Origin of the sequence: Methylocapsa aurea, from assembly GCF_000746085.1 — a bacterium.
Taxonomy (GTDB): domain Bacteria; phylum Pseudomonadota; class Alphaproteobacteria; order Rhizobiales; family Beijerinckiaceae; genus Methylocapsa; species Methylocapsa aurea.
Map to the genome: position 1 here is coordinate 73,291 of NZ_JQKO01000001.1, position 20,913 is coordinate 94,203.

Sequence of the window (20,913 nt, forward strand, 5' to 3'; positions counted from 1 at the left end):
ACCTGCCCTCAATCATCTCGATGGCGTGTAGGCGATCCTATACAGCGCTCCATTGTAATCGTCGGAAACGAGCAGCGAGCCGTCGGGCAATGGCGCCACATCGACGGGGCGGCCCCAATAGGAACCATCCGATTGGAGCCAGCCTTCGGCGAAGGGTTCGGTCCTGTCGGCGGTTCCGTCGGCCTTCAGCGATGTGAACATTACCCGGGCGCCAACCGGAGCGGTTCGGTTCCACGAGCCGTGCTGGGCGGAAAAGATCCCGCCTTTGAATTTCTGCGGAAATTGGGCGCCTGTGTAAAAGATCATGCCGAGATCGGCGGCATGGGCGGCCATCTCGATCTGCGGAAACACGACGCCTTGTGGCGGCGTCTGATCCTTATACTCATTGGTTCGGATGTGGCCGCCGCCATACCAAGGAAAGCCGAAATTGAGCCCGGCCTTGACCGCGCGGTTCAATTCACCGGGAGGAATCTCGTCGCCCAGCCGATCAACCTGATTGTCGGTGAACCACAAGGTCTGATCTTTCGGATTGAAATCCATGCCGACAGAATTGCGGATGCCGCGCGCAAAGATTTCGCGCACCGAGCCGTCCTGATTCATTCGGATGATGCCGCCGATCCCCCATGCGTCGAACCGCTCCATCCGCTCCGTTGGCGGCACGTTGAAGGGTTGGCCAAGGGAAATATAAAGTTTGTTATCGGGGCCGATGCGGCAGACCCGCCGGCTGTGGTTTTCGCTTTCGTCCTCCGGCGGGATCAGCTGCCCTTGCGCGACGACGGTCGTGGCTTTGAGGGAGGGATTTCGATAGGTGGTTTCAGCGTTGTCGAAAGACAGGACCCGATTCTGTTCGGCGACGAATAGCGCGCCATCCTTCGAAAAGCACAGGCCATGCGGCATCTTCATGCCGATTGCGGCGGCAAATTCCGTCACCTCCGGGGCGCCGCTTGCGCCAAGGCCCTCCGTCACTACATAGGCTTTCGTTCCCCTCGTTCCGACAAAAACCGAACGGCCGCTCGGTCCGACCGCCATGGCGCGGGCGCCCGGAACCAGCGCGTAAAGCCGGATTGAGAAGCCGGGCGGCAGCTTGATCTTGGCGAGGTGTCGCTCGATCTCTTGCGCCTTGCCCTCTTGAACCTTGGGGCTTTCCTGAGCGTCTTGCGCCAATGTCGCTGCAGCGGCGCTCCAAGCAAAAGCCATGCCGAGAACACATATTCTCGTGAATTTCTTGCGTTGCGGGGGCAGGGTCGGGCCAAGTCTATTCGCGCTCATTCGACGCGGACCGGCTTTGCCGCGCGCGCTGGCGCTTTCAGCGCGGCGAACAAGGCGTCATCCTCATTCTCGGCAACATTTTGGGTGGTCAGCAAGGCCTCGCCATAAAAGATCGAATTGGCGCCAGCGACCATGCATAGAATTTGCGCCTCGCGATTCAAGTCCGATCTCCCTGCTGAGAGCCGCACCCGCGCCTTGGGCAAAACGATGCGCGTCGTCGCGATCATCCGCACGAAATCGAGCGGATCAATCCGCTCGCTTTGTCCGAGCGGCGTGCCCGCGACCGGAACCAGCGCATTGACCGGCACGCTTTCGGGATGCGGATCGAAGCCGGCCAGCACCTGCAACATCGCGGCGCGGTCGGCGACGCTTTCGCCCATGCCAATGATGCCGCCGCAGCACATTTCGAGTCCCGCGCCGCGCACCGCCTGCAAGGTCGCGAGCCTGTCCTCATAGGTCCGCGTCGTGACGATATTCTTGTAGAATTCCGGGCCTGTGTCGAGGTTGTGATTATAGGCGGTGAGCCCCGCCTGCTTCAGCCGCGCGGCCTGGCTCTCGTTCAACATGCCAAGCGTGACGCAGGCCTCCATCCCGAGCGCTCGGACGCCGCGGACCATCTCGAGCACTGCATCGAATTGCGCGCCGTCGCGCACATTCCGCCAAGCCGCGCCCATGCAAAAGCGGTCGGCTCCAGCGGCCTTCGCGCGGGCGGCGATATCGAGCACGGCTTGGCTCGGCATCATCTCGATCTTGTCGAGATGGACTTCGCCATGATGCGCCGATTGTGGGCAATAGCCGCAATCCTCCGGGCAGCCGCCGGTCTTGATGCTAAGAAGGCTCGCCTTTTGGACGTCGTTCACATCTTGAAATTCGCGATGGACGCGGTTCGCCCGCGCGATCAGATCGAGCAGCGGAGAATCGTGGATCGCGATGATCTCGCTGAGCGTCCAATCATGCCGGACAGGACGGTCGGCTTCGTGTTTTGTCATGCTTTTATTAGCTTTCGCGGGTTCGGGAGACCAGACGCGGGTCATAGATCCGCGTCCGAATTCTCGCTTCGGCCGACCGGAGCGACGGAATAAGGCGTAAATGAACCTTGGCTCATATTTTTGCAAACCTCTGGGGCCTGTGGCCGGCCTTTGCATTGGCGCTCGCGCCTTAGCCGCGCGGAGAATAAGCGCCGCGCCGATTTTGCGAAAGGAGCCTCGACTCGGAAGCTCGATCAGAAAAGCCTTGCGCAAGGCCTTGGCATGACCATCTTGCCGGAAGCCGGTCGCGCCGACTGGGAATAGGGGATCCTCATGCGCCTGCTGCTTGCGATTTTTCTGCCCTGGCTGCAATTCTTCACGATCGGCAGACCCTTCGCAGGAATCATACGCCTCATCCTTCAACTTACGCTGATCGGCTGGATTCCGGCGGCGCTATGGTCGGTCTACGCCCTGAGCCAATATAAGACGGACGAGAAGATCAGGAAGGCGATGCAGCGCTGATAGGAAGTCCCAGCGCCGCGGCCTTGCGCGTCGCTGGGACTTCTGCCGCGGGGTAAGGACGTTTAGCCGGAAGAGGCCGGCGCCGCGCGCGCGAAGCGCGACCTGGTCTCGGGTTTCAGGAGTTTCTTGACGGCGGGGGAAGCGACGACCTCGCCATGATTGGCGAAGGCTTCGTGGTTCTTTTCGATCTCATCAAGGTAATAGAGGTAATTGACCATGAGGCCGGCGCTTTCACGCAGTCCCTTGATCGAGCGGTCGCCAAGCCAGTTGATCCGCTCGAGCCGGGCGCCATTGCGCAAGTGAAACCGGGCGACCGAATCGATCGGCTTTCCATCGGCGCGCTTGGCCTTCAGAAAATATTGCGCGGCCAAGGGCTCGATGACGCGGCGCAAACGCTCCGCCGCAGGGGCGTCCTGCGGCCAGAATTCGTCATCGAGACTGTCGAGAAGGGCGCGGCTTTCCTCGGGGACGGAGACGTCCTCGCCGCGCCTTAGCCATCGCGCCAAGCCCGGCGCCGGCGAGAGCGTGACGAAAGTCTCGAGCTTGGGCAATTCGCGGCGCAGATCCTCGGCGACCTGCTTGATCAGAAAATTGCCGAAGCTGATCCCGGCGAGGCCACGCTGACAATTGGAGATCGAATAGAAAACCGCCGTGCGCGCCTGCTCGAGGGCGACGGGCGCCCGGTCTTCCGCGAGCAGGGGGCCAATCGCGTCCGGCATCGCCTGGGTCAGGGCGACTTCGACGAAAACCAGCGGTTCGTCGCTGAGGGCGGGATGAAAAAAGCCGTAGCAACGCCGGTCCATCGGATCGATGCGGCGGCGCAGATCGTCCCAATCGCGAATTTCGTGAACGGCTTCGTAATGGATGATTTTTTCAAGGACGATGGCGGGCGAGGACCAGTCGATGCGCCGCAGGACCAGAAAGCCTCGATTAAACCAGGAGGTGAGGAGATGAACGAGATCGCGATCGAGCGGCGCAAGATCCCGGCGGTTGGGCGCGAGCTCTAGGAGATCGGCGCGCATCCGCACAAGGGCATGCGTGCCGCCCGGCGCGCGGTTGAGCCGACGGAACAATTCCTGTCGCCGCGCCTCGGAGAAATAATGGAGATCGCTGGCGTCGGCATCGGAGGGCGCGTCCAGCCATGCCTTGGCGGCGTCGCTGAGCTTTTCGCGATCGGGTCCGAATTTTTCGGCGAAGGCCTCGAAAAGCATCAGACGCCCGGTCTCGTCGAGGCGGAGGTAGCGGTTCAACACTTCGCTCGCTATGGCCATGCCGGAGGCCTCGCCGCGTCCCGAGAGGAGCGCCTCGCAAAGTTGAACCACTCCAGCGGCGGCTTCCGCCTGATCCAGGGCAAGGTCGCGGCGGCCGAGTAGTTGGCGGCTCCGGTCGGTAAACGAAGTAAGAACGTCAAAAAATCCGGCGCTGTTCATCGTCGATCCTTTTGGTCTGTCCGCTCCCTGGGCTTTACCTTATCTCCCCTCTATAATTCTTAAATCGCCGGTTGGTTTCTCTTGCGGCCATTATCGCACTTAGAGCCGGATGATTTTGGACGGAATCGCAACGCGATCTCGTCCAAAGTCTGAATCCGCCTCTCATCAAAGAGTTAGAGCATGATGTCGTCCGAAAACCGGTTTCCACTTTTCGGCATCATGCTCTAGGCGGTTAGTCGCCGCCGACCAACGCTGATTTATGAAACCGCGTTTTTGCGATGAGTTGATGACGACGACGCGTCGAACCGGCGCCATCGCAATCGAGTTTATTGATTCATTTGTGCGTGAAGCAGAAGGTTTTGAAGTATATCACGAAAAAGTTGCTCGACTTTTTCGATCCCTACATGCTCCGATTTGTTTGCGTAGGCCGGTTCGCGAAAGATGCGGTAAGAGAGCGCCTTCTGATTCCGAAAGCGCTTCAGTTGAGGCCGGGCCAGAGCCGCTCCGCGCCGGAGTCTGCCTCATATGGCCAATTCAAGTGGCGAAAAGGACGATGATGTTCGACGATGCGCTCGCCGCCGCAAATCAGATGCTTACGCCGCCCTTTCGGAAAGTCCTTATCAAGACGATGCTGTTGACGCTGGCGCTTCTCGGCCTGATCTGGCTCGGGCTGGAAAAACTGCTGGTCGCCGCTCTTTCGCTTCCCGCCGCCTGGCTCTCAAATCCTTGGATCACGACGATTTTATCGCTGATTGGAGGGGTTGGCCTATTTGTCGGCCTCGCCTTTCTCATCACGCCGACTTCTTTTCTCGTCGCTGGGTTCTTCTTCGATGAACTGGCCGAGGAAGTCGAGCTGGAGATCGAGCCCGGGCGAGAGCCAGGGCGGGCGCTGGCGCTTGGCGATGCGACATGGCTGGCGCTAAAGTTTTCGGCTGTGGCGCTCGTCGTCAATCTCGCCGCGCTGCTGCTTTTGCTTGTGCCCGGCGTCAATATGATCGCTTTTTTTGGCGCCAACGCCTATTTGTTCGGACGCGGCTATTTTGAATTGGCGGCCACGCGCCACGTTTCCCCGGCCGAAGTCCGCCGTCTGCGGAAAATGCATGAGGGCCGGCTGTTCATCGCGGGCCTGGTCATGGCGGCGATGCTTGCGGTTCCGGTCCTCAATCTTCTGACGCCGCTTTTCGGGACGGCTTTCATGGTGCGGATCAGCCGGCGCGTCATGCGCCCGCCGTCCCAGCGCCGCCCCGTGGCGGCGGATCGGCGCATCTGACGGGGGCGCTCCTTTGCGGGGAGCGCCGGTCTTCTTTTGGAAGTCCTACTCGCCAGCTTCCTGCTGGTCGGCCTTTTCCTTGCCTTCGAGGTCTTCCCCGGTTTCCTGATCGACGATCCGCATGGACAGGCGCACCTTGCCGCGATCGTCGAAGCCTAGAAGCTTTACCTTCACCTTGTCGCCTTCTTTGACGACGTCGGAGGACTTTGCGACCCTTCCCTTGGCGAGCTGGGAAATATGGACAAGGCCATCCTTGGAGCCAAAGAAATTCACGAAGGCGCCGAAATCCACAACCTTGACGACAGTGCCCTCATAGATTTGGCCAACCTCCGGATCGGTCGCGATGGATTTGATCCAATTGATCGCGGCGCGGATCGAATTGGCGTCCGAGGACGCGACCTTCACCGTTCCATCATCCTCGATATTGATCTTCGCGCCGGTCTTTTCGACGATTTCGCGGATCACCTTGCCGCCGGTGCCAATGACTTCGCGAATCTTGTCGGTCGCGATTTTGAAGGTTTCGATGCGCGGCGCGAATTCGCCGAGCTCCGCCCGCGCGCCGGTGAGCGCCTTGGACATTTCGCCAAGAATATGCAGCCGGCCCGCCTTGGCCTGGTCCAGGGCTGCCGCCATGATCTCTTCGTTGATGCCGGTGATCTTGATGTCCATCTGCAGCGACGTAATGCCCTCGTCGGTGCCGGCGACCTTAAAATCCATGTCGCCGAGATGGTCTTCGTCGCCGAGAATATCGGAGAGGACGGCGTAGCGTTCGCCCTCGAGGATGAGGCCCATGGCGATGCCGGCGGTCGGCCGCTTCAAGGGAACGCCGGCGTCCATCAGAGCGAGCGAGGAGCCGCAGACCGTCGCCATCGAGGAGGAGCCGTTCGACTCGGTGATCTCCGAGACGATCCGCACCGTATAGGGGAATTCGGCGGCGGTCGGCAGCATTGGCCGAATGGCGCGCCAGGCCAGCTTGCCATGGCCGATTTCACGCCGGCCGGGCGATCCCATGCGGCCGGTCTCGCCGACCGAATAGGGAGGGAAATTGTAATGCAGCAGGAAGCGCTCCTTGTAGGTGCCTTCCAGACTGTCGACGAACTGCTCGTCCTCGCCAGTGCCGAGGGTCGCCACGACGAGAGCCTGCGTTTCGCCGCGCGTGAACAGAGCCGAGCCATGGGTGCGGGGCAGAATGCCGACCTCGGCTTGAATCGGCCGAACGGTCGTCAAATTGCGGCCGTCGATCCTGATTCCAGTGTCGAGAATGTTCCAGCGCACCACCTTGGCTTGCAGGTCGTGAAAGACCTCGGCGACGTGCTCCTTGGAGAATCTGGCTTCGTCCTCGGTTGAAAACAGCGCGGCGGCGACTTTCGCCTTCACCGCATCGACCGCCTTGTAGCGATCCTGCTTCGAGGTGATCTTATAGGCTTCGCGAAGTTCGTCCTCGGCGATCTGGCGCACGGCCGTCTCGATCTCGGCCTTGTCGGCGACAATGAGTTCGCGCGGCTCCTTGGCGGCTTTCTCGGCGAGGCGAATGATCGCGTCGATCACCGGCTGGAAGCCGGCGTGGCCGGCCATGACGGCGGCGAGCAGGGTTGCTTCCGAAAGCTCCTTGGCTTCCGACTCGACCATCAGCACGGCGTCGCCGGTGCCGGCGACGACGAGGTCGAGGGTGGAGTCCTTCAATTCCTCGAGCGTCGGATTGAGCTTGACCGCGCCATTGATGAAGCCGACCCGCGCCGCGCCGACCGGCCCCATGAAGGGGACGCCGGACAAGGTCAGGGCCGCGGAAGCGGCGACCATGGCCAGAATATCGGGATCGTTCTCGAGGTCATGCGACAGCACGGTCGCGACGATCTGCGTTTCGTTGCGATAGCCTTCCGGAAACAAGGGGCGAATCGGCCGGTCGATCAGGCGGGAGACCAGGGTCTCCTTCTCAGAAGGGCGGCCTTCGCGCTTGAAATAGCCGCCGGGGATGCGCCCCGCCGCGAAAGCCTTCTCCTGATAATTGACGGTCAAGGGGAAGAAGTCGACGCCGGGCTTGGCGGATTTGGCCGAGACGACGGTGGCGAGAACGGTGGTCTCTCCATAGGTGGCGAGGACCGCCCCGTCGGCCTGGCGGGCGATTTTGCCGGTTTCAAGGACCAGCTTGCGTCCGGCCCAATCGAGTTCTTCACGATGGATTTCAAACATTCTTTCGTCTTTCTTCAAGTGAAAGGCGAAGACGAAGGTCAAAGCAAGACGGCAAGAAGCTGTCGCGTGGGGACTGAAAAGCCGCCCGGGACAGCGCCTGGCGATCCTGCCATGGCGCGTTCGTCATCACCTGGTTTGGGACCGGCGGCCCCATGCCGTCGCGTCCCGCATCAATGAGGAGCCGCCCCGGCTCCTCATTCAAAAGCATCGTCCGCGCATCCGCGCGCAGGCCCTTATCGCGTATATTCTTACAAGAGTGGCCTGGGTTTCCGAGGCGCGCCTTGCAAGGAAGGGGGCTGCTCGCGCGGACCCGCTTTAGAGCGGCCTCGGGTTGAGGACCCGCTCCAAAGCGCGACCGATTCAGGTTGAACTGGTCGCGCTATCTCAATTGCCTTAACGCAGTAACTTACCCAAGAATCGGCACACTTTGCGAGGCCAGCCCTTTAATAAATGTGGGGCGCCCGCCGCCGCTTGGCGCGATGGCCCGCCTTCAGGAGACCGGAGAGCGCTTCAGCTTCAGCGGACTTGAGAAGGCCGCTCCAACTCTTGGTTCAGCGCATTTGCATGGAAGCGAACCGACCTCCAAATAGGCTCTAGCGCCGGATGCCGAGACGTTCGATCAGGGCTTTGTACCTCGGCTCGTCTCTTGTCTTGACGTAATCCAAGAGCTGACGACGTTGCGAGACAAGTTTGAGCAGACCCCGGCGCGAATGATTGTCTTTCACGTGGGTCTTGAAATGCTCGGTTAGATTGGCGATCCGTTCGGTCAGAATCGCAACCTGAACTTCGGGCGAGCCGGTATCGCCGGGCTTCAAAGCATAGTCTTTTACGAGCGCCTGTTTGCGCTCCGCGGTAATCGACATCGGGTGAACCTCTCAAATGTAAAAGCCCGGATCGTCGCCGCATTCGCGCCCAAGGGGCTGCGGCGCCAGACCGGGAGGGGGATTTTCCATAGGCGCGGCCCGGCCGGGATGTCGTCCAGCAGGGTTCGGGCGGATGGGATGCGCGAGGGTCGCGCCGGCCACCTTATACACGAATGGCGGGGGGAGGAAAGGGGCGCGTCGCAAGTCCGCTCGAGCCCCCGCGGCTGGGCGGGCGGCTCAACATTGCTGCGAGAAGCGGACGCGCGCCAAGGTTTGCTCAAAACTTCGGGATTTATCCGAAACCAACAGAGAGAGAGAGAGAGAGAGAGAGAGAGAGAGAGCCGGCGACAGCTTCGGCATTCCCCAATTTCCGCTAAATCCAGTCTTGCCACGGAAGAGCCTATTCATCGTGATCTGTTGTGCGTTATTCGAGCCTGCGTCATGACATGCTAGTATATATTCAAATGTGGCGTGGCGTTGGGGACAGGTATGTTTACTGGTGGCTTGGATAGGTTAGAAGAAATTGTTCATGTAGTTAACGAAAGTCGCAGCAACCAAATTATTGTCTGGGCTTTCTGCGGCTTTATTGCAATTTGGGGAGGCGCTTGGGCGGCGCGGATCTCGCTTAACCGGGCCGGTCAAGGCAACGGCCGCGGCGGCTCCTTGGGCAAGGCCAATGCCGCGGCAGACGACGCTCCGTCGCCTGTCGAGGCCGAGGCCGCCCGGCTCGCGCAAGAGGCCGGCGTCGCGATCGCATCGCTTGTCGCGGGCATTTCCGAATTCCGCGCCGCCGCCATTCCCGAAACGGACATCGTGAACAGAGTGCGCGGCGCGGCGGACGAATTGGCGAAATTGCGCGCGAGCCTTGCCCCTGACGCCGGCGGCTGGCCAGGTCTTGCGTCGATCCGGGCGCAAACATTGGCCTTTATCGATGGCGGCGATTTTGGCGCCGCAAGCGCGGCCCTGGAGCGCGGTTTCGAGGCGATCGCGACCGATGCCGGGGATCGCCGGCGGGACAAAGCGGAAATCTACGCCGCCGCGGCGACGATCGATCATCTGCGGCTCGACTATTGTGCGGCGGCGGAAAAATACGCCGCGGCCCTCGCCCTTGTCGAGGCCTCGGGCGGCGAGGGATTCGATGGCAAGGCCGCATGGCGTTTCTGCATGGACGAAGCCCGCGAATATTTCGCTGACGGCTGTGAGTTCGGCCATTGGGCGAGTTTTCCAAAAGCCATCGAATGCTGCCAGCGCGCTCTTGGCCTCATTTGCCGGACGGAGACGCCGCGCGATTGGGCCGTCACCCAATTTCACCTCGGCAATGCGCTCTTGGCCTCCTGCACCTGCGACAATGACGCTGACCGGCTTGAGCAGGCCGTCGACGCCTATCTCGCCGCGCTCGAAGAATGGACAAGCGAGGGCGCCCCAATGGAATGGGCGAGTGCGCAAAACAATCTCGGCGACGCTTTGCGCAGCCTCGGCGAGGGAGAGGGCGGCTTGGAGCGGCTCAGCCCAGCGGTTGACGCCTATCGCGCCGCTCTCCAACAATGGACCCCGGACGGCGATCCGGCCCTTTGGGCGATGGCGCAAGCCAATCTTGGCGATGCCTTGTCCGTGATTGGCTTGCGCTCGGGCGACAAGGCGCCTCTGCGGGACGCCATCGCCGCCTATCAGGCCGCGCTCGAGGCGACGAGCCGGGAGGCCGCCCCGCTCGATTGGGCGATGATGCAGAATAACCTTGGCAATGCGCTCGAAGCTCTCGGCGAGCAGGAAGGCGGCGCGGACCGGATCGGGGAGGCGATCGCGGCCTATAAGGCGGCGCTCGAGGAAAGAACGCGCGATCGGGCGCCCTCGGCCTTTGCCACGACCGCCAATAATCTCGGCAATGCGCTTCTCGCCCTCGGTGAGCGCGGCGGCGGAGAAAAGATCCTGGAGGAGGCCGCCGGGGCCTATCGCGCCGCCTTGGAGGAGAGGTCGAAAGAAGGCGCTCCGCTGGAGGCGGCGAAGATCCAGATCAATCTTGCCTATGCGCTCGGCGCGATCTGGAACCGGACGCAGCGGCCGCGAATGCTCGAAGAAGCCATCGCCATGCTCGACGCCGCGATTGCAGCCTTCAAGGAAGCCGGAGAGCGGCAGCCGCTTCCTGACGCCGGGTTGGCGCGGCAGGCCTTTGTGTCCGCCTTGAACCGGGCCGCCTAAATATGCGGTCCCAACTTGTGCTAGGATGCGGCGTTAAGTCGCGTAGCGTGGTTTTGACACGCCTCGCCCGGCGCCCTTTAGACTGCCTGGATAAGGTCGCGGCCCGTCGAGCCCTGACCAGGGGATGGGGTTCCCCCTGTAACCGCCCATGAGCTTCGCCCATGCGGCTGATGACTCCTGCAAAGTATGTGTTGACCGAATCAGCAGGAGAAATCGTTAATGGATCAAAGCATTGGCATATTTGTCGCGCCCTGGGCCCTGATCCTTGGCGGCGGCTTGATCGCCACCAGCGGACTAACGTTTTTCAATCATCATTTCTACAAGACCAAGCTTCAGGCGGCGGCGGCTTTCGTTGCCGGCGTCTTCGTCCTCTTCGTCATGGAAATCCTGTTTGTCTCCAGCAGCGGATATTTTTTCCAGCATCAGAAAGTGGTCATGTCCGAGTGCGAACTCGAGGGAGAAACGGCTTTTCCCGACGAGAGAAAGATCAAGGATAGCAGCGATATCCGCAAGGCGATTGCCGGTTGCATGAGCAAGGCTGGTTACGAATGGACTTCGGCCCACTACAATTGCCAAAAAGCGCCGGTTGCGATGAACGCTTATTGTTATATTCCCACGGACCTATTTGACCGGACGATCACTAACATACAGTTGGTGTTCGAGTGATCGGACGCCGAAGCGGGCAAACGATGTCGACGTGAATAATGAGCGCGGTGAAGCTTTGCTTCACCGCGCTTTATATTTCTTCCAGCCCTCGGCGCGAAGCAGGCAGGCCGGGCAAGAGCCGCAGCCATAGCCCCAATCATGCCGGACGCCGCGTTCGCCGAGATAGCAGGTGTGGCTCAACTCGATGATGAGTTCGACCAGCTTCTCGCCGCCCAAACTTTCCGCCAGGCGCCACGTCTGCGCCTTATCGAGCCACATCAGCGGCGTCTCCAGGACAAAGCGCGCATCCATGCCGAGATTGAGGGCGAGTTGCATGGCTTTGATCGCATCGTCGCGGCAATCCGGATAGCCGGAAAAATCGGTCTCGCACATGCCGGCGATGATGGGCCTGACGCCGCGCCGATAGGCGAGCGCCGCCGCGAGCGTCAAAAACATGAGATTTCGGCCAGGGACGAACGTATTGGGCAGTCCGCGCTCGTTCAGTGTGATCGCGATATCATGTGTCATAGCCGTGGTGGAGATTTCCGCCAAGGCCTCGATGCTGATCAGGTGATCGGCGCCGAGGCGCTCGCGCCATGCCGGAAATTCGCGGGAAAAGGCGGCGCGGATCGCGGTGCGCTGATCGAGTTCGATGCGGTGCCTTTGGTTATAGTCGAAGCCGATGGTTTCGACATGGCCATAGCGCTCCAGCGCGAAAGCAAGGCAGGTGGTGGAATCCTGGCCGCCGGAAAACAGCACCAGCGCTTTTGTCGTCATGCCGCGGCCTCCGCCAGGCGCCTCGTCACCGCGTCTCTCCAGCGACCCAGGCCGCGATCAGGAGATTGGCGATGGCGAGCTTTGGGGGGCAGATCAATCCGGCGGGGTGCCGATCGGCGAGCATGAGTCCAGCCTCTTCGCGGCTGAACCAGCGAGCGTCGTCGAGTTCTTTGGCGTCGATGGTGAGGCTCCGGCTCGGCGCCTGGGCGATGCAGCCGATCATCAGCGAAGCCGGGAAAGGCCAAGGCTGCGAGGCGAGATAATCGACCCGGCCGGCTTTGATCCCCGCCTCCTCGAATACCTCGCGGCGAACGGCGTCCTCGATCGTCTCGCCCGATTCGACGAAGCCTGCGAGACAGGTGTACATCCCCTCGGGGTGTCCGGCCCGGCGCGAGCCCGCATGCCTGCCAAGCAGGCAATCCTCGCCATTCACCACCAGCATGATGACGACGGGGTCGGTGCGCGGAAAATGTTGCGCCCCGCAGGCGTCGCAGGCGCGCCGCCAACCGGCCGAAAAAGCCCGGCTCGGCGCGCCGCAATTCGAACAGAAGCGGTGCCGCGCGTGCCAATGCATCAGGCTCTTGGCCTGGCCGAAGGCGCCGAGGATCCCCGCCGGCGCAAGGTCTTGCGTTGCGATTTGGCGCAGGTCCATCAGGGCGATATCGTCGCGCTCTTGCGCGATTTCCGGCGCGTCGGCGTCGATCAATATGGCGAAAAGCGCGCTTTCTCCGTCGTGGCCCAGAAAGACAGTCTCGCGCGCCTCGCCCAGCCTTTCGGCCTCCGCGGCGGTGAACAGAGCGTCATAGCCCTCAGCGCCGCGCTTCAGGACGGGGATCTCGCCGAAAAGGACCAGGCTGCGGGCCGCGCCAGATTGCTTCAATTCCTGGATGAAAGCGGCGTCGTTGCGGCGCTCCGACATGCGATCGAGCCGATTGACGGCAAAACCGGCGCTCGCCGAGCGTTCCGCTGGGCGAGGCGGGCGAAAGGACCCTTCCTGCATGAATCTTCCTTTCGAGGCAGCTTTAGCCGGACCGCCGGGAATGTATCCGCAATGCCGGCTCTCGCCAAATCGCAGCGCACAATTTGTGCGCCGTGGAAGGAGAGCGCTTGCGAAATTTGCGCCGGCAGTCCAAATAAGGGCCGGGAGGTTGGCGGTGGACGCACCACTCGCCAACCGGGTCAGGTCCGGAAGGAAGCAGCCCTAACGAGACCGGGCGGGTCTCTGTCCAGCCTCCCACCTAGAGCATTTTCGAGCGAAGTGGATACCGGTTCGCGTTAAGAAAATGCGACAAAACAAAGACCTAGAGCTGCTTTCTGATTCCGCGGGAGCTGAAAGCGCTTTAGCGCGTTTCCCGATCGGATGAATCCATCTGATCGAAGAGGCGTCGCTCAATACAAAGAATTGGAGAATGTCCCGAAAAAGGCGTTCTTTCTTTCGAGACATGCTCCAGTCCGCTCCGACTGGACGGCCGAATTCAAGGCCCGGTGGAGTCTGGCTCCAGCGTCTTTTTCTTTCCTGAACCGGCGGCGCGATGCAAGAGGATCGCATGGAGGACAGCGCGGCCGCCACGGGCGATGCGGGTCCGCCTCTTGGCGCCGGGGGGGACGAGGCGCGGCGGCATCCCTATCTTGTTCTTGCCCGTAAATACCGTCCCGCGCGTTTCGAGGATCTGATCGGCCAGGAGGCCATGGTCAAGACCCTGTCGAACGCCTTCGACCTCGATCGCATCCACCAAGCCTATATCCTGACCGGCGTGCGCGGCGTCGGGAAGACCACGACGGCGCGCATCCTGGCCCGCGCCTTCAATTATGAATTGCCGGCGCAAGGGAGCCGGCCGGCGGTGACGCGCCCGACGATCCACATGCCGGAGCTTGGCGTTCATTGCCAAGCGATCATCGAATCGCGGCATGTCGACGTCATAGAGATGGACGCCGCCTCGCATACCGGCATCGACGACGTCCGCGAAATCATCGAAAGCGCGCGCTACCGCCCGGTGCTGGCGCGGACCAAGGTCTATATCATCGACGAAGTGCATATGCTCTCCAAACAGGCTTTCAATGGCCTGTTGAAGACTTTGGAGGAGCCGCCCGAGCATGTCCGGTTTCTGTTCGCGACGACCGAAATCGACAAAGTGCCGGTCACGGTGCGCTCGCGCTGCCAAAGATTCGATCTGCGCCGCATCGACGCCGATGCGCTGATCAAATATTTGGCCTCGATCTGCGTCAAGGAGTCCGTCGCGATCGAAGAGGAGGCGCTCGCCCTGATCGCCCGGGCGGCGGAGGGGTCCGCCCGCGACGCCCTTTCGCTGCTCGATCAGGCGATCGCCCATGGCGCCGGCGCGGGCCAGGCCGCGATTGCGGCGGAAACCTTGCGCTTGATGCTGGGCCTCGCTGACCGGGGCCGCGTCATCGACCTTTTCGAGGCGACGATGCAAGGCAAGATGGCGCTGGCCCTTGGCGGACTGAAGGACCTCTACGATCGCGGCGCGGACCCGGCGGCGGTGCTTGTCGAACTCGCTGAATTTGTCCATCTCGTCACCCGCCTGAAGCTCGCGCCCGAGACGATCGAGGATCCCTCCATCACGCCGGACGAGCGCACGCGCGGTCTCCACTTCGCGGAGGCTTTGTCAATGCCGGTCCTGACGCGGGCTTGGCAATTGCTGTCGAAAGGGCTGCAGGAGGTGAAGGAATCCATCCGTCCGCTCGCCGCCGCCGACATGGTCCTGGTCCGGCTCGCCTATGCCGCCGATCTGCCGACGCCCGATGAGGCCTTGCGCAAGCTGGCCGCCGCTGCGAACGCCGCTGGAGACGGGGGCGTCGGCGGGCAGAGAAAGCTTTCTCCGCAAGGGAGCGCGCCTGGAGCCCATGAAGCAAGCGGCCGCGATCCCATGCCGCGCAATGGCGCTTCAGGATCCGTCCGGGCCAGCGCTGCTGCGGCGGTCCTGCCGCATCGGGGCGAGGCCGCGCCCGAAACCGTCTCTGACACACAACCTGTGCCACGGCTGGCGCGCTTCGAGGATGTTGTCGCGCTCGCTGGCCTTCATCGCGACATCCAATTGAAACTCGCGCTTGAACGGGATGTGCGCCTCGTTCGTTTCGAGGATGGCGCGATTGAATTTTCTCAAGCGCCGGGGGCCTCGCCGCAGCTTGCGCAAAATCTGATGCGCAAGCTTCAGGAATGGACCGGACAGCGCTGGATGGTGGCGATTTCCCGCGAATCGGGCGCGCCCAGCCTGAAGGAGCGGGAGACCGCGAAGGCCGAGGCGGCGATGACCGGCATACGCGCCGATCCCTTGGTCCAAAGCGTGCTAGCCTATTTCCCCGGCGCGGAGATCGTCGCCGTCCGGGCCGCCGCGGACACCGCGGCGCTAGCCGACGCGCCGGCGGAAGGAAGTGACGACGAGATTGGTTTTGTCGATGACATCGCGCCCGAGGCCGACCTATGAGAAGGGCTTGGCCGAATCGGTTCGCGACGGCGCAAGAAAAGGGGAACACCGATGCGCGACATGCTGGGTTTGATGAAACAAGCGCAGGTCATGCAGGAAAAAATGCAGGCGATGCAGGCCGAAATGGACCGCCTCGAGGTCGAAGGCTGCGCTGGCGGCGGCATGGTTCGGGTCACCCTGACCGCGAAAGGGCAGTTGAAAAGCATCGGGATCGACGATCAGTTGCTGAAAGCCGATGAAAAGGAAATTCTCGAGGATCTCATCGTCACTGCGCATGATGACGCGCGCAAGAAGGCCGAGCGTCTGATGGAGGAGAAAATGAAGGACGTGACCGCCGGCCTCGCCCTGCCTCCTGGCATGAAGCTCCCTTTCTAATGGCGAAATCCTAGTGGCGGAGCGCGTCTCGGGTCCAGAGATCGAGCGGCTTATCCAATTGCTGGCTCGCCTGCCGGGGCTGGGGCCGCGCTCGGCGCGCCGCGCCGCGCTCCATTTGATCCGCAAGCGCGACGAGCTGTTGGGGCCGCTCGCCGACGCGCTTCAGGCGGCGCGCGAAAAGATCGTTACCTGTTCGGTTTGCGGCAATGTCGACACGTGCGATCCCTGCGCCGTGTGCCAGGACGCTCGGCGCGACCGCGCGACGCTGATCGTCGTCGAGACCGTGGCCGATCTTTGGGCGCTGGAGCGCGCCGCCGCCCTAAGGGCGCGCTATCATGTGCTTGGCGGAACTTTGTCGCCGCTCGACGGTGTCGGCCCAAAGGACTTGAACCTCGCAAGCCTCGTCGACCGGGTGGCGGGCGATGAGGTCAAGGAGGTGATCCTGGCCGTCAACGCCACCGTCGATGGGCAGACGACCGCGCATTACATCACCGATCTTCTGGCGCATCTAAACGTCAAGACGACGCGGCTTGCGCATGGCGTGCCGGTCGGCGGCGAACTCGACTATCTCGATGAAGGAACGCTCGCCGCCGCGATGCGCGCCCGCACGGATTTTTGAGCGGGTTTTTGGGGTGGGGCGTGTCACGATGCGGCGGGGTTTGAAAGAACTTGGACCGTCGGGGGCGACCTGAAAATAGCAGAATGGAGATAATCTGACATTGCCCCCCCCCCCGATTTCTGCGCGCTGCAGGCGGCTGCGCAGCTATCTTTATTTGGCACAGCCGGCCCTGGGACGCGTTCTTCTTGGCGCGAAGCCAACACCCGATCGCCGGCATCGCTTCGTTACAGCTTGATTTCAAGACCCGCGTCCGCTCGCGACTCTCCAGTTAGTCCACGCTCGGCTGCTGCAGCTTTTCGAGAGCCTGATCGATTGTGAAGCTCGCCGCCTTTTGCCGGGGCGGGTAGTCTTTGAAAGTGGCCAAGAACTTGCCGATATAGGCTTGCGCAGGCACCAGCATGAAGGCGTGGTCGAGCATCCAGTCATAATAGGTGTTCGACGTGATGCTTGCGCGCTCATAGGGATCGAGCCGGAGGTTATAGATCAGCGGCACGCGAAGGTGCGTGAAGGGCTCGGACCAGACCCGCAGGGTTCCCGGCGCCCTTTGTTCAGCAAAGACGACTTTCCAATTGTCGTAGCGCAGACCCGTCAGGTCGCCGTCATCGGAGAAATAGAAGAACTCCTTGCGCGGGTCTTTTTTCTCTTCGCCCGTGAGGTAGGGCAGAAGATTATAGCCGTCGAGATGCACCTTATAGGTGGCTTTGCCAGTTTTATAGCCGTTGAGCAGCTTCTCCTTGACGTCGGGCGCGCCCGCCATCGCCAGCAGCGTCGGCAGCCAATCGAGATGCGAGACGATCTCGTTCGACACCGAGCCGGGCTTGATCTTCCCTGGCCAGCGAACCATTGCCGGCACGCGATAGGCGCCTTCCCAATTCGAGTTCTTTTCATTGCGGAATGGCGTCATCGCGGCATCCGGCCACGAGTTCATATGCGGGCCGTTATCGGTCGAATAGAAAACGAACGTGTTATCCTCGATCCCCAGTTCCTTTAGCTTTGCGAGCACCGTGCCGACGTTTCTATCATGGTCGATCATGGTGTCGGCGTAGGGCCCGAGCCAGCGTCCGGCCTGACCTAAGCTCTCCGGCTTGGTATGGGTTCGGAAATGCATATGGGTGAAATTCACCCAAAGGAAAACGGGCTTGTCGGCCTTCACCTGCTTTTCAAGGAACTCGGCCGAGCGCGCGGCGATGTCGTCGTCGATCGTCTCCATCCGCTTTTTTGTCAGAGGCCCGGTGTCTTCGATCTTTTGCGTTCCGTCCGGATTGACGAAGCTGTGGATCACGCCTCTAGGACCGAAATTCTTGCGGAAGTTCGGAAACTCCGGATCGTTCGGCCTTGGATAATCGGGAAGCTCCGGCTCTTCCTCGGCGTTGAGGTGATACAGGTTGCCGTAGAATTCATCGAACCCGTGCGCGGTCGGCAGCATCTCATCCTTGTCGCCGAGGTGGTTCTTGCCAAACTGGCCGGTGGCGTAGCCCTGAGCCTTCAGCAATTCGGCGATCGTCGGATCTTCCTTGCGCAGACCAAGATCCGCGCCCGGTAGGCCAACCTTGCTGAGGCCGGTCCGAAACACGCTTTGGCCGGTGATGAAGGCCGAGCGCCCCGCGGTGCAGCTCTGCTCCCCATAATAGTCGGTGAAGATCATCCCTTGTTGCGAGATGGAGTCGATATTGGGCGTGCGGTAGCCCATCAGTCCGTTAGTGTAGGCGCTGATGTTCGACTGGCCGATGTCGTCGCCCCAGATGATGACAATATTCGGCTTTCCGCCCTCCTGCGCCTTTCCGCCCGCGGGCGCGGCCCAGGGAGCGCCGGCGGGCAAAGCCACTGCAACGGTGAATGCAGCCAGGGCTAGCCGCCCGACAAAACGAAGTTTCGACCCCATGACATTCCTCCGTGCCCGACGCTCTGGCCCGATGCTTTAGTCTGCCAAGACGTCAGTAGTTGCGCATTGTGGAGGAAATGGCAATTTTCGTAAAATTGCGCCTGTGGCCGAGCAATGCGCTGGAGTGGCGTGATATTAATGGGCTGAACGAACATCTACGGTGGCTGTCATGATCCTGACACCCGTAGAGGATTCTGTTCAAACCATTGTCGAACCGCGCAAATCTTGCTCAACTCGGAGTGAGCAGCATGCCGATTCGGGAGAATGACAGCAAAGCCGAGCAGTTTTGATGCGTTATCTGACCATGTCGACGCTGATCGGGATGTTGCTTCCCGCAATAGGCGCGGCTGCGGCCCTGGAGTTGCCGGCGCAGCCGCCCAATCCACCGGCGTTCACCTGGGCGGGCTTCCATGTCGGCGGCGCCATTCCCCTGTATCGCGAAAGGCTATTGGAGGCTGGCAGCGGATTTACGAGCAACGCCTTTGATCTCCACCCCAAAAGCATCGACCATTCGGGCTTCTCCTTCGGAGCGCATGTCGGCTTTGATTGGCAATATGGGCCATGGGTCTACGGCCTCGAAACCGAATTGAATTTTCTCGACGCGCGCCCCGCTCCAAACGGGTTGTATCTTGCGCCGCCGGCCTACGGGCCATTGGGCATCGCGGCCTATGGCATTTCCTCCGACCCGAGCGGCAATTATTTTTCCGATTTTCGTGGCCGGTTCGGCTTCGCGGTCGATCGCATGCTTTTTACGTCACCGCCGGCGTTGCTGCTGGCGGGTGGCGCGGAGCCTCTATGCTGACGTTTCATGGCCCGGCGCCGCTCGGACGCTTTTATGGACCCGTGGCGCAATCCTCGCGCATGAAATACGCCTTCGGCGGGGGTGTCGAATATGCGCTAGACACTCATTGGTCGACGCGCTTCGAGTATTTGTTCGTCAACCAAGCGCTCGGAAATCAGGTCTATGACAATGGCCTAGGGTTTCAACTCGGCGCCCATGAACAAAATGAAGCCCATCTGCTTCGCTTCGGGCTGAACTATCGCTTTTCAGATAATAATGCCGCGCAGGATGAAAAGACCGGCGAGAGCAAAGCGAACGATGCAGAACCAAATCAAACCAAGCCCGCCGGGCCGGAGCAATACAGCGTGCATGCGCAGGTCACAAATGTCGCGCAGGGCTATCCGAAATTTCCGGCTCTCTATGATGGGCCGAACAGCTTCCGCTCGAAAGGTCAAGCGCGCGATGGTTCGACGGCCGACGGTTTTTTCGGCGCACGCCTCTGGAGCGGCGGCGAAGCCTATGTGAACCCGGAGATTGACCAGGGGTTCGGTCTCTCCAATTCCGTCGGCGCGGCAGCCTATGTGAACGGCGCCGTCGCCAAATTCGGCCGCTCTGCGCCCTACCTGCGCTTCCAGCGCTATTTCCTGCGTCAGACGATCGGCCTCGGCGGCGAAAGCGAGGCGGTAGAAGGGGGGCTAAACCAGCTCGCCGGCTCCGTGGATTCCAACAGGCTGACCTTCACCGTAGGCAAGTTTGGCGTCCCCGACATATTTGACGACAATAAATATGCACATGACGCGACGAACACCTTCCTGAACTTCGCGATCAACACAATGGGCGCTTTCGACTACGCGGCCGATTCCTGGGGTTATACCTATGGCGCCGCGATGGAATGGAAGCAGGAGTCTTGGACCGCGCGCGCGGGCGTATTCCAGCTGTCGGACATTCCCAACAGCCAGAAGATCGAGCCCGTGCTGTTGCGCCAATTCATGCCAATCTTCGAGATCGAGAAGCGCTACGAATTGTTCGACCAGCCGGGCAAAATCAAATTCCTTGCCTTTGGCGATCGCGGCTACATCAGCAAGATCGACGATGTCATCAATTTCGCTTTCGCGACGCGCTTCTTTCCGCCAGATATCAACAATATGCGCAAGCTTCAATTTAAAGCCGGCGTTGGCGTAAATATCGAACAGCAATTGACGCCGACGCTCGGTTTTTTCCTGCGCGCGAGCATGGCGGATGGACGGTTCGAAACCGTCGACTACACCGACATCGACCGCTCGATTTCCGCGGGCTTCTCCTTGTCCGGGCAGTCATGGGATCGCCCGAACGATACGATTGGCGCCGCCGTCGCCGCGAGCGGGCTGTCGAACAGCCGCATCAGATATTTCGGCTTAGGGGGAACGAGCGTCTATATCGGCGACGGCGCCTTGTCCTACGGCGGCGAGCAAGTCTTCGAGACCTTTTACAAATACAATGTCATGGACGGCGTTCAGGTCACCGTTGATTATCAATTCCTGCACAATCCAGCGCATAACCTCGATCGTGGGCCGATATCCGTCTTTGCGTTGCGGCTGCACGGGGAGTTCTGACATCATCTTTAGATGAGGGCCAGCCAACGCATGACGATCAATACTTAAGTGCGAAGATCGATGTTAACTACCTTCATCTGATCCCCGC

At 61.1% G+C, this 20,913-nt stretch carries 17 protein-coding genes, 1 other RNA gene and 1 riboswitch; of the genes, 10 read left to right on the top strand and 8 right to left on the bottom strand.

All coding sequences use genetic code 11. From position 1 onward, the window contains the following. Positions 1-12: 12 nt before the first annotated feature. Positions 13-1,197, bottom strand: coding sequence for a PQQ-dependent sugar dehydrogenase (locus tag DL86_RS00320; protein ID WP_036257187.1), 1,185 nt, complete (start codon positions 1,195-1,197; stop codon positions 13-15). A 68-nt stretch (positions 1,198-1,265) separates the two neighbouring features. Further along, positions 1,266-2,258 carry a biotin synthase BioB gene (gene bioB, locus DL86_RS00325; RefSeq protein ID WP_036257880.1) on the bottom strand — a complete coding sequence of 331 codons (993 nt, stop codon included), beginning with the start codon at positions 2,256-2,258 and terminating at the stop codon, positions 1,266-1,268. Between the two features lie 312 nt (positions 2,259-2,570). Between bioB and DL86_RS00330 the strand changes: the two genes are divergently transcribed. Next, a complete protein-coding gene (locus DL86_RS00330) occupies positions 2,571-2,759 on the top strand; it encodes a YqaE/Pmp3 family membrane protein (protein ID WP_036257189.1) in 189 nt (62 codons plus the stop codon). Between the two features lie 62 nt (positions 2,760-2,821). On the opposite strand, the gene DL86_RS00335 is transcribed toward DL86_RS00330, so the two are convergent. Further along, positions 2,822-4,189, bottom strand: coding sequence for a malonyl-CoA decarboxylase (locus DL86_RS00335; protein ID WP_036257190.1), 1,368 nt, complete (start codon positions 4,187-4,189; stop codon positions 2,822-2,824). 538 nt (positions 4,190-4,727) lie between these two features. Between DL86_RS00335 and DL86_RS00345 the strand changes: the two genes are divergently transcribed. After that, positions 4,728-5,459 (top strand): sulfate transporter family protein, encoded by a 732-nt coding sequence (locus DL86_RS00345; RefSeq protein ID WP_342585836.1) that lies wholly within the window; start codon positions 4,728-4,730, stop codon positions 5,457-5,459. A 45-nt stretch (positions 5,460-5,504) separates the two neighbouring features. Here DL86_RS00345 and pnp read toward each other — a convergent pair whose 3' ends face one another. After that, positions 5,505-7,649, bottom strand: coding sequence for a polyribonucleotide nucleotidyltransferase (gene pnp, locus DL86_RS00350; protein ID WP_036257881.1), 2,145 nt, complete (start codon positions 7,647-7,649; stop codon positions 5,505-5,507). A gap of 593 nt (positions 7,650-8,242) precedes the next feature. Continuing rightward, the gene (gene rpsO / locus DL86_RS00355; RefSeq protein ID WP_036257193.1) at positions 8,243-8,512 is read right to left on the bottom strand and encodes a 30S ribosomal protein S15; all 270 of its coding nucleotides are present in this window, start codon (positions 8,510-8,512) and stop codon (positions 8,243-8,245) included. A gap of 663 nt (positions 8,513-9,175) precedes the next feature. Between rpsO and DL86_RS18495 the strand changes: the two genes are divergently transcribed. After that, complete coding sequence (locus DL86_RS18495) at positions 9,176-10,708, top strand: tetratricopeptide repeat protein (RefSeq protein WP_162180378.1); 1,533 nt, start codon at positions 9,176-9,178, stop codon at positions 10,706-10,708. A 111-nt stretch (positions 10,709-10,819) separates the two neighbouring features. After that, positions 10,820-10,895: riboswitch (Fluoride riboswitch) on the top strand. Positions 10,896-10,927: 32 nt separating this feature from the next. After that, on the top strand, positions 10,928-11,374 hold the full coding sequence (locus DL86_RS00365; RefSeq protein ID WP_051952448.1) for a hypothetical protein: 447 nt from the start codon (positions 10,928-10,930) through the stop codon (positions 11,372-11,374). 60 nt (positions 11,375-11,434) lie between these two features. On the opposite strand, the gene queC is transcribed toward DL86_RS00365, so the two are convergent. Then, the gene (queC, locus tag DL86_RS00370) at positions 11,435-12,130 is read right to left on the bottom strand and encodes a 7-cyano-7-deazaguanine synthase QueC (RefSeq protein ID WP_036257194.1); all 696 of its coding nucleotides are present in this window, start codon (positions 12,128-12,130) and stop codon (positions 11,435-11,437) included. Between the two features lie 25 nt (positions 12,131-12,155). Then, entirely contained in the window at positions 12,156-13,130 is a 975-nt protein-coding gene (gene nudC / locus DL86_RS00375) for an NAD(+) diphosphatase (protein WP_036257195.1), read from the bottom strand. Positions 13,131-13,272: 142 nt separating this feature from the next. Between nudC and ffs the strand changes: the two genes are divergently transcribed. The 4 genes from ffs (at position 13,273) to recR (ending at position 16,570) form a co-directional block, all read left to right on the top strand. Beyond that, positions 13,273-13,369: signal recognition particle sRNA small type (gene ffs / locus DL86_RS19010), an RNA gene on the top strand. A 308-nt stretch (positions 13,370-13,677) separates the two neighbouring features. Continuing rightward, positions 13,678-15,576: a DNA polymerase III subunit gamma/tau gene (locus DL86_RS00380; protein ID WP_245276157.1), complete on the top strand. Its 1,899-nt coding sequence runs from the start codon at positions 13,678-13,680 to the stop codon at positions 15,574-15,576. A gap of 51 nt (positions 15,577-15,627) precedes the next feature. Continuing rightward, positions 15,628-15,951: a YbaB/EbfC family nucleoid-associated protein gene (locus tag DL86_RS00385; protein WP_036257198.1), complete on the top strand. Its 324-nt coding sequence runs from the start codon at positions 15,628-15,630 to the stop codon at positions 15,949-15,951. Between the two features lie 13 nt (positions 15,952-15,964). Next, positions 15,965-16,570 carry a recombination mediator RecR gene (recR, locus tag DL86_RS00390; RefSeq protein WP_036257199.1) on the top strand — a complete coding sequence of 202 codons (606 nt, stop codon included), beginning with the start codon at positions 15,965-15,967 and terminating at the stop codon, positions 16,568-16,570. Between the two features lie 268 nt (positions 16,571-16,838). Here the strand turns inward: recR and DL86_RS00395 are convergent, their stop codons facing one another. Then, positions 16,839-18,452, bottom strand: coding sequence for an arylsulfatase (locus DL86_RS00395; RefSeq protein ID WP_084572597.1), 1,614 nt, complete (start codon positions 18,450-18,452; stop codon positions 16,839-16,841). A 289-nt stretch (positions 18,453-18,741) separates the two neighbouring features. Between DL86_RS00395 and DL86_RS20375 the strand changes: the two genes are divergently transcribed. After that, on the top strand, positions 18,742-19,254 hold the full coding sequence (locus DL86_RS20375; protein WP_036257201.1) for an outer membrane protein: 513 nt from the start codon (positions 18,742-18,744) through the stop codon (positions 19,252-19,254). Continuing rightward, positions 19,248-20,825 carry a carbohydrate porin gene (locus tag DL86_RS00405; protein WP_051952449.1) on the top strand — a complete coding sequence of 526 codons (1,578 nt, stop codon included), beginning with the start codon at positions 19,248-19,250 and terminating at the stop codon, positions 20,823-20,825. The genes DL86_RS20375 and DL86_RS00405 overlap by 7 nt, the downstream gene beginning before the upstream one ends. The last annotated feature ends 88 nt before the right edge of the window (positions 20,826-20,913 follow it).